This window comes from Novosphingobium indicum, assembly GCF_014645195.1.
GTDB lineage: Bacteria > Pseudomonadota > Alphaproteobacteria > Sphingomonadales > Sphingomonadaceae > Novosphingobium > Novosphingobium indicum.
In genome coordinates, this window is sequence record NZ_BMLK01000037.1 from 19,379 (window position 1) to 28,338 (window position 8,960).

An 8,960-nucleotide genomic window follows, 5' to 3' on the forward strand; every position below is an offset into this window, starting at 1 on the left:
GCCTCAGTTGCCCATGAAGCGGCGGAAGCGTTCACGCCCTTCGGCCTCTTCCGCAGCCTGGCGCGCGGATTCGAGCGCCTGCGCCCGGCCCTGCGCAGCGACCGTGGCGGTCAGGTCTGCGAGCTGCTGCGATTGCAGTGCGAGAAGCTGGTTGCCGGCCTGCGCCGCTTGCAGGGCGCCCGTCGCCGACTGGCTGGCCGAAACCAGGCTATCCATCGAGGTGCGCGCACCCTCGATATTGCCGACAGCGCCGGCCTGCACCTTCAGCGCGTCCTCGAAGGCGCCGACGCTATCCTCCCAGCGGGCGTTGGCGTTGGCGACCATCTGAGCGTGATCGCCGGTCAGCGCCGTGCCGGTGTAGCGGCCGTTGAATGCCTGCTGGATGTTCTGGACATCATAGGCGATGCGCTGCGCCTGGCCGAGGAGTTGCTGGGTGCGCCGCACCTGTTGCTGCAATGTCGCAAGCGAGCTGAACGGCAGCGAGGTGAGATTGCGCGCCTCGTTGAGGAGCGAGGTCGCCTGGTTCTGGATTTGCTGGATCTGGTTGTTGATCTGCTGGAGCGATCGGGCGGCCGTCAGCACGTTCTGCGCGTAGTTGCTGGGATCATAGACGATCCCGCCGAACTGCGCGTGGGCCGGCGCGGCGATTAACATCGGCGTGACGGTCGAGACGGCAAGGGCGCCGGCCATCAGGGCGCGGCGGAGCGCAAGCGATTTCACGGGATGATCTCGATTTCTGGCGTGAGGGGAAGTTCGGGCTGGAGGCCGGACGCGGGTTCGGGCAGCAGCTCGGCCGCCCAGGCACAGCCGCGATGACGCAGCCATTCGGCGGCGAAGGCGGCGGCGCTGTGGGTTTCGATGATCTCGGCGATGGCGAGCTGATCGGACTTCGACGAGGCTGCGGCGAAAGCCAGCGCCACCTCGCCCAGGCCCAGCTCGAACAGGCGGTTGCCGCGGCGCGACTGGCAGTAATAGTCGCGCTTGGGCGTCGCCCGGCTGAGAATCTCGATCTGCCGCGCGTTGAGCCCGAAGCGTTCATAGATCGCCGCGATCTGCGGTTCTGCCGCACGCTCATTGGGCAGGAAGATGCGCGTCGGGCAGCTTTCGATGATGGCCGGCGCGATGCTGGATGTTTCGATGTCGGCAAGGCTCTGCGTGGCGAAGACGACGCTGGCGTTCTTCTTCCTAAGCGTTTTCAGCCACTCGCGGAGTTGGGCCGCGAAGGCCGGGCTGTCGAGAACCAGCCAGCCCTCGTCGATGATGATGAGCGTGGGCGAGCCGTCGAGCCGATCGCCAATGCGGTGGAACAGATAGGAGAGCACCGCCGCGGCCGCTCCTGCGCCGACCAGGCCCTCGGTCTCGAACGCTTGGCAACGTGCCTCGCCGATCCGCTCGGCTTCGGCGTCGAGCAGCCGACCCCAGGGACCGCCGATGCAATAGGAGCCGAGCGCCTGCTTGAGCGGCTGGCTCTGCAACAGAACGGCAAGGCCGGTCAGGGTGCGCTCGGACGCCGGCGCGCTGGCGAGCGAGCCGAGCGCCGACCAGATATGTTCCTTGGCCTGCGGATCGACCGCGATGCCTTCGGACGCGAAGATGGCGGCCAGCCACTCAGCCGCCCAAGCGCGCTCGGCGGGATCATCAATGCGGGCGAGCGGCTGGAGCTGCACACCTTCGCCGGCTTCGTCGGCGAGCATCCCGCCGAGATCCTGCCAGTCGCCGCCCATGCCGATCGCGGCGGCGCGGATCGAGCCGCCGAAATCGAAGGCGAAGATCTGGGCGTTTTCGTAACGGCGGAATTGCATCGCCATCAGCGCGAGCAGCACCGACTTGCCCGCGCCGGTCGGGCCGACGATCAGCGTATGACCGACATCGCCGACGTGAAGAGAAAACCGGAACGGGGTCGAGCCTTCGGTCTTGCCGAACAGCAAGGGGGGAGCGCCGAAATGCTCGTCCCGTTCTGGCCCCGCCCACACCGCTGACAGGGGGATCAGGTGGGCGAGATTGAGCGTGGAGATCGGGGGCTGACGGACATTGGCGTAGGCGTGGCCGGGAAGACTCCCCAGCCATGCCTCGATCGCGTTCATCCCCTCAGGGATCACGGTGAAGTCGCGGCCCTGGATGACCTTCTCGGCGAGCCGTAGCTTTTCGGCCACGACCGCCGGATCGCGGTCCCATACCGTCACCGTCGCGGTGACATAGGCCATGCTGGCATAGTCGGCGCCCAGTTCCTGCAGGGCGGTGTCGGCGTCGGCGGCCTTGTTGGAAGCGTCTGAGTCCAGCAGGGCCGAGGCCTCGTTGGTCATCACCTCCTTGAGGATGGCGGCGACGGATTTGCGCTTGGCGAACCATTGCCGCCTGATCTTCGTCAGCAGCTTGGTCGCGTCGGTCTTGTCGAGCATGATCGCCCGCGTCGACCAGCGATATTCGAAGGCGAGCCGGTTCAGCTCGTCGAGCAATCCGGGAAAGGTGGCGCTGGGAAAGCCGACGATGGTGAGCGTGCGCAGATGATGCTCGCCCAGGCGCGGTTCGAGCCCGCCCGTCAACGGCTCATCGGCCAGCAGCGCGTCGAGATACATCGGCGTCTCGGGCACGCGCACGCGCTGGCGCCGCGTCGAGACGGTCGAGTGCAGATAGGTCAGGGTCTCGGCGTCATCGAGCCAGCGGACCTCGGGCACGAAACCGTCGACCAAGCTCAGCACCCTGTCGCTGCGGTCGGTGAAGCTCGCCAGCAGTCCCCACGGATCGACGCCGGTGCTGGACTTGCCCTCGTAGAGCCATCCTTCGGCGCGGGCCGCGTCCTCGGCGGGAGGCATCCACAGCAGGGTGAGGAAATAACGGCTCTCGAAATGCGCTCCGTCCTCGCGGAACTGCTCGCGCCGCTCCATGTCCACCAGCGCCGAAACCGGATCGGGGAAGATGGAGTCCGGGTAGTCGAGCGCGGGCGTGCGCTGCGCTTCGACGAAGATCGCCCAGCCCGAGCCCAGGCGACGCAGCGCGTTGTTCAGCCGCGCCGTGGTGGCGACCAGCTCCGCAGGCGTGGCGCTGTCGAGATCGGGCCCGCGAAAGCGCGCGGTGCGCTGGAACGAGCCGTCTTTGTTGAGCACGACGCCTTCGCCGACCAGGGCCGCCCAGGGCAGGAAGTCGGTCAGATGCGCGGCCTTGTTGCGGCATTCGCGCAAGCTCATCATGGCCGCATCCACGCCGGGTAACGGAGGTGGCGGCGGGCCACGTCCACGAATTGGGGATCGCGCCGCGCGGCCCAGACCGACAGCGCATGTCCGAACGCCCAGATCACCAAGCCCGCGATCCAGAGCCGCAGGCCCAGGCCGATGGCCCCTGCCAGCGTGCCGTTGACGATGGCGAGCGCGCGCGGGGCGCCGCCGAGCAAGATCGGCTCGGTCAGCGCCCGATGGACCGGCGCATGGAAGCCCGCGATCGGTTCGCCAGGATCGGCCGCGTCGCTCATGCGACCAGCGCCCCGCCGCCGAACGAGAAGAACGACAGGAAGAAGCTCGACGCCGCGAACGCGATCGACAGGCCGAACACGATCTGGATCAGCCTGCGCGCGCCGCCCGACGTATCGCCAAACGCCAGCGTCAGGCCGGTAATGATGATGATCATCACCGCGATGATCTTGGCGACCGGCCCCTCGATGCTTTCGAGGATGGATTGCAGAGGCGCTTCCCACGGCATCGACGAACCCGAGGCATGGGCGGGCGCGGAAATGGTGAGGGCGACGATGCTGGCGGAGGCGGCGAGCATGGCGCGGCGGGCGCCATGCCGAACGGCATGGATCATGGGAGGACTCCCGGCTGGAGGGTGGAGAGCGGCTTGAGGCGGTAGTCGCCGGTTGCGGCGTCGAGCCCTTCGACGCGGGCCAGCTCGCAGAGCCGGCGGCCGGTCCCGTCGCGGACCAGCACAGCAATGAGGTTGATGGTTTCGGCCAGCAGCGCACGGGGCACCGTGACGACGGCCTCCTGGATGAGCTGCTCCATGCGGCGCAGCGCACCGAGGGCGGAGCCGGCATGGATGGTGCCGACGCCGCCGGGGTGGCCGGTGCCCCAGGCTTTGAGAAGGTCCAGCGCCTCGGCGCCGCGCACCTCGCCAATGGGGATGCGATCAGGCCGCAGGCGCAGCGAGGAGCGGACGAGATCGGACAGCGAGACCACGCCATCCTTGGTCCGCATCGCCACAAGGTTCGGCGCGGCGCATTGCAGCTCGCGCGTGTCCTCGATCAGGACGATGCGGTCCTGGGTCTTGGCGACTTCGGCCAGCAGCGCATTGACCAGAGTGGTCTTGCCGCTGCCGGTGCCGCCGGCCACGAGAATGTTGGCGCGGGTCTCGACGCCTTCGCGCAGCGTTGCCGCCTCGGCCGCCGACATGATCCCGGCGCGCACATAGTCGTCGAGCGTGAAGACCGCGACGGCGGGCTTGCGGATCGCGAAAGCCGGATTCGCCACCACAGGTGGCAGCAAACCCTCGAACCGCTCGCCGCCTTCCGGCAGCTCGGCCGAAACGCGAGGGCTGCGCACATGAACCTCGACACCGACATGATGCGCGACAAGACGCACGATGCGTTCGCCGTCCGCGGCGGTCAGCGTATTGCCGGTGTCGCTGATGCCTTCCCCCAGCCGATCGACCCAGAGGCGGCCATCGGGGTTGAGCATCACTTCGATGATGGCGGGGTCTTCAAGCCAGGCCGCTATCGAGGCCCCGAGCGCCGTGCGCAGCATCCGCGCACCGCGTGACATGGCTTCGGAGCGGATCGGGTGAACGGTCAAGAAATGGCCCCTAGGTTGGCCCGGGCGAACCGCCGCCCGGCGTCAGGGGCACATCAAGAGAGACAGAAAGGGCGGCAGTTCAACAACTAAACGTGGGCGTCGTAGTGTGGCGAAGCAATACAGGGAGCAGCGTAGGTGATGACGCATCAACCAACCGACGGAGCGCCTCTTTTGGAGCGAATCATGTAGCGTCTTTGTGGCTTACGCCCACAAAGCGACCGTTGCCGAGCACATTGAAACTTCCAAAAGCCGCTCTTCGTTCGCGCCCAATCGCTCGGCCCAAATTGGGACCTAGCTGTCATCCCCCCGCGCCACGCAATCTGACGGCTTTTGACCGATATTGTCGTTCGCAAGTTGCGCGGGACAGTCGAGCGAAATTTGCTACAGACATCGGATGCCGATCCAGTCTCCCGCCTCAGATCAAGTGCTTTTAGTTGATCCCGCGTCGGACATGTCGTTGGCTGATCAATTTGCGGTAGCCGGGCGAACCCTGGTCTTCTGCGACGACACGGATATCGCCGGGCAGCCCGTCGCGAAGTTGCGGCCGGACCTCAGGATACTCGTCGCCGTCCAGATGGCATCCGAAAACTATGCTGCGCTCGATGGCGCAATGACGGCCGCGCTCGACCAATATGGCGTCGCCGAGTTTCACGCGACCGACATCGCAACGGGAAACCGCGCCTGGAAAGGGCGGAGCGAGGAAGAACGCGTTGCTGCGCTGGCGTTCGTCGCCGAACAGATGTCGATCCATGCCGGACGCATCGGCGCAGTCTGGTTGCCGAAAGGGCAATATCCCAAGATCAGGAAGGACGCCGAGAAAATCGGCAAGGTCGGCGTCGGGTTCAAGCACGGACTGCGACGGGTGCTGGTCCGCAGCGTCGTCGAGCGCCTTGCGGCTGGCACCCGGCCGGCGATGCTGTGGCTCGACCAGGACAGCCCAATAGCCGGACCGAAGGTGGAGCACTGGCCGGAGGCGACGTTCCTGGTCGGCGGCGGGCCTATCATCGCGCCATCCCAAATGGTGCTGGGGCTGCAGCTCGCCGATCTCGCGATCTGGTCGGTGCAACGTTTCCAAGTCATGCGTGCTGGCTTCGACGACGGCACGGCGACAGCGATCGACAAGGTGGCGCGGGATGTCGTGGCGGGCTTCCCGACCGGGTTTGACGACCTGCGCGGCGACGCGCACGCGGACTGGGCGCCATGACGCACTAAGACTTGCTGGCGAAGCTCGACGCGCGGCAGGCGCTGATCGTGCATTTCTCGGCCAATGCCTTGATGCGCAAAGGCGTCGATTTCCCGTCCGACCTCAAGCAGGTGCTCGCGGGAAAGGAGCCTTGGCCGCTGTCCTGTTCCGTCCTGACGCATGGCCACCACATGAATGTGACGAGATCGGTCGGCGTGATCCTCGAGCCGCGCGCGGCTGAGGATGTGCTTCGCGTCCACCATGGCGATGCCGGCGCCTATGACGATGCCGGCGTCAACCAATCGCTCGGCGCGGTGCTCTCCGATGCGACCTTCGATGCTCGGTCGACGATACCGAGCCGGGTGCCTACAATGAGTGGCGCGTGCGTGGCGCCAGGCCGGTCGGCATCTTCGTGCTCGACCCGACGAATATCCTAGTCCGCCAGAAATTCAGCTTCGAAGGATCATACGGCCTGGAGGAGGACATCGCGGCACAGCCGATTTCGTTCGACGCCCTCCGCGCCATGTTCCCCGGCCAGCCAATCTTGACGATGACGCCGGACGGGGCCGCTTGAACTCTAGCGGTCGGGGGACCACGCTCATTTGAGAAGACCCTGGCAGATCATGCTGGCGGGCAGGATCGCGTCGGGGACGCATTTGAATTTTTTCGGCTCGTCGGCGAGCTGCTCGCGGAGGCGCTTTGCGTATTTCAGATTGCGGACGATCACCGCCGGCACCGTGGAGCGCAGCTTGAAATCGCCCTCGCACCGCCATTCGCGCTCGTGAACCCAGCTCACCCAGCCGCTGTCGCGCTGCTCAAGTCGAACGACCCGCCATTGCTCGGCCTTGGGTATGCCGAGCTGCCGAACTTCCTTGTCGGAAAGATAAAGCACCGGCCGCAGGCCGCGCTTGTATCCGGAGGCCTTGCCCACGATGATGCCATAAGGTTCGTAACGAGGATCGTCCGCCTTCATGTTTTCGGGAGTGAGCACATATTTGAGCGAGGCGAACGGCACGTCCATGAAGCATGCAGCCTCCTTGCCGCCGCGGATGAATCCAGCTTTTCCGCTGCCCCAGATCGTTCCCTTCTGGAGGATGTTCACTAGATTCTCGTAGGCCGAATAATCATCCTTGCGCTTCGTGTTCTTGGTCAGATGGATCAGGTACGGCGAAAGGTCCGGCCGCTTGTTGAAGGGCAGGTCATCGAAAGTCGGATAGCTCATCTCATCTCCATACACCCTCGCGAGGGGCGCCGCGGCACAGTCTACACGGCGTCGCCGACTCGCCGGCATCACATCACGGGACGCCAAGCTTGCCCGATACCGCCTCGCGCTTCGACTTGTCCCATTCGCCCTTGAGGAGGACCGCCATGTGCTCCTCGAGCTGGTTGGCCAAAGCGGCGTGCGGCGCCGTCCCTGACTTGCCTGCGGTGGCGATGGCATCGAGCACGTGGTGCACCGCGCGATCCGCATCATGCGTGTCACCACCGGCAGGCGGCGGCGTGCGGCCAGTCGGATTGAGGCGCAGCCGAATCCCGGTCCGCAGGCGGTCGACCTGTTCCCAGTCAGCCTCGGGTCCGCCCCGCTCATGGGCGCGAAGGAGCGCCACCAGCCGTTCAGTCTGATCCCGCATCTCGGCCCGCCATTTCGCGCGCTCCGCGGTGACCGTCTGCACCAGCACAGTCTTGGCGGTGTTATCGGTCGAGGTCGTGGCCGCGATGTTGGCCACTTCGCGCGCGCTGTCCCTCGCGCTCTTCTCGGAATCTCGCGCGCTCCTGGCCGCGCTGCGCGACTTGAAATAGCTCGACAATGCGGTCGCGATGACGCCCGCTGCTGTCATCGCCGTCGTGACCGAACTGTCGAATTTCAGGTGCGCGAGGATACCGGCGATGGCGGTGGCGGTTCCCACCGCAACCCCGACATCCGCCTTCGAAACATCGATGTTCATCCTCTAATTATTCCCCCCTGCGGACGTTGGCTGGGCGCTCCGCCCGGACGCCAGCAAGAGCAGCCGTACAAAGCCAAACATACGGACGAAGAGCCAGTCCAGCTTCTCCGACCGATCAATCATTTCCTGCGTCACCTCAGAATGGCGAATGCGCAAGCTGTTGCCGATGGAGGTGAGCGCCTTCGCCTCGGCTGCGAGCGCGTCACGCATCCCCGTTCCGGGAGCGGCGGCGCGATCCAGGAGAGCATCGGCTTGGGCTCGCTTGCTCGAACCGGGCTCGAGCGTCTTCATGCGCTCAAAGGCGTCCCACAGCTTTTCGGTCGCGTCCCGGCGATCGTCGAGTTTTGGCGAGAGGAAGCGGGAGCGAGCGTATTCCAGCAGACGATCCAACTCTGCTTCACCAGTCGCGAACATTTGCCAGCCAAGTGCCTGCGCGACCGGCTGCGGAAGAATCCGCTGTGCGTAGCCATCGGCATTGAGCTTAAAGGCGATGCCGTTCCGTTGAAACAGGAGATTCACGTCCGCGACGAACGAGGCGAGACCCGCGGCTCGGTCCCATGTCATGTGATGGTGGCCATAATAAGAGTGGTAGCTGCCGAGGATGGGTTCGCCGACCGCCTTGGCGCAGAACTCCAGCAGGTCGAGCACGACCGGCGTTTCGGGCAGTTCGCTCCGTCGCAGCGGCCAGTCGATCCAAGGGACCTCGGCTTGGAGAAATTGCGCAAAGGCTTGCCGATCGCAACCGCACGGCCCGTTTCCGTCCGGACATTGGTCGGTGAACCGAAAACCGAACGCGCCGCTTCCAATCCGCATGTCGATCAGCGCGTGGAGGGCTCCCCAGACGCGCTCGTCAACAGTTTCCGATATTGCTGGCCGCACGCCATACTCGCGGTCCGTGAAATAACCCGTGCTCACACCCGCCCCCTCCTAAAGCCACAAAATCTTGAGCAACCTTTGTAATCATCCGGGAGGAGCCGGCCTATTTAGAGCGGTTTTCGATCATTCTGGTTCGTACCCGCATGATTTGAAGTAGTTGGCGCATTCGTGGGG

The 8,960-nt window shown here is 65.4% G+C and carries 10 protein-coding genes; 2 read left to right on the forward strand and 8 right to left on the reverse strand.

Translation table 11 applies throughout. The annotated features are described in order from the left end of the window. Nucleotides 1-3: 3 nt before the first annotated feature. From trbJ to trbB, 5 genes are read right to left on the reverse strand one after another with little or no spacing between them, the layout of a single operon-like run. A complete protein-coding gene (gene trbJ, locus IEX64_RS22225; protein WP_188823415.1) occupies nucleotides 4-690 on the reverse strand; it encodes a P-type conjugative transfer protein TrbJ in 687 nt (228 codons plus the stop codon). Nucleotides 691-716: 26 nt separating this feature from the next. Continuing rightward, on the reverse strand, nucleotides 717-3,188 hold the full coding sequence (trbE, locus tag IEX64_RS22230) for a conjugal transfer protein TrbE (RefSeq protein ID WP_188823393.1): 2,472 nt from the start codon (nucleotides 3,186-3,188) through the stop codon (nucleotides 717-719). Then, nucleotides 3,185-3,466 carry a VirB3 family type IV secretion system protein gene (locus IEX64_RS22235; RefSeq protein WP_188823395.1) on the reverse strand — a complete coding sequence of 94 codons (282 nt, stop codon included), beginning with the start codon at nucleotides 3,464-3,466 and terminating at the stop codon, nucleotides 3,185-3,187. Before IEX64_RS22235 ends, trbE begins: the two co-directional genes overlap by 4 nt. Next, nucleotides 3,463-3,798: a TrbC/VirB2 family type IV secretion system protein gene (locus tag IEX64_RS22240; RefSeq protein WP_188823398.1), complete on the reverse strand. Its 336-nt coding sequence runs from the start codon at nucleotides 3,796-3,798 to the stop codon at nucleotides 3,463-3,465. The genes IEX64_RS22235 and IEX64_RS22240 overlap by 4 nt, the downstream gene beginning before the upstream one ends. Continuing rightward, entirely contained in the window at nucleotides 3,795-4,781 is a 987-nt protein-coding gene (gene trbB / locus IEX64_RS22245) for a P-type conjugative transfer ATPase TrbB (protein WP_188823400.1), read from the reverse strand. Before trbB ends, IEX64_RS22240 begins: the two co-directional genes overlap by 4 nt. A 451-nt stretch (nucleotides 4,782-5,232) precedes the next feature. Between trbB and IEX64_RS22250 the strand changes: the two genes are divergently transcribed. Continuing rightward, nucleotides 5,233-5,985, forward strand: a complete 753-nt coding sequence (locus IEX64_RS22250) for a hypothetical protein (protein ID WP_188823402.1) — start codon at nucleotides 5,233-5,235, stop codon at nucleotides 5,983-5,985. Between the two features lie 11 nt (nucleotides 5,986-5,996). After that, nucleotides 5,997-6,401, forward strand: coding sequence for a hypothetical protein (locus IEX64_RS22255; protein WP_229710650.1), 405 nt, complete (start codon nucleotides 5,997-5,999; stop codon nucleotides 6,399-6,401). A 161-nt stretch (nucleotides 6,402-6,562) separates the two neighbouring features. Here IEX64_RS22255 and IEX64_RS22260 read toward each other — a convergent pair whose 3' ends face one another. Genes IEX64_RS22260 through IEX64_RS22270 form a run of 3 tightly spaced genes read right to left on the reverse strand, consistent with a single transcriptional unit; the run spans nucleotide 6,563 to nucleotide 8,825 of the window. Further along, on the reverse strand, nucleotides 6,563-7,258 hold the full coding sequence (locus IEX64_RS22260; RefSeq protein WP_188823404.1) for a hypothetical protein: 696 nt from the start codon (nucleotides 7,256-7,258) through the stop codon (nucleotides 6,563-6,565). 1 nt (nucleotide 7,259) lies between these two features. After that, a complete protein-coding gene (locus IEX64_RS22265) occupies nucleotides 7,260-7,910 on the reverse strand; it encodes a hypothetical protein (protein ID WP_188823406.1) in 651 nt (216 codons plus the stop codon). Between the two features lie 3 nt (nucleotides 7,911-7,913). Then, a complete protein-coding gene (locus tag IEX64_RS22270; protein WP_188823408.1) occupies nucleotides 7,914-8,825 on the reverse strand; it encodes a hypothetical protein in 912 nt (303 codons plus the stop codon). Nucleotides 8,826-8,960 lie beyond the last annotated feature (135 nt).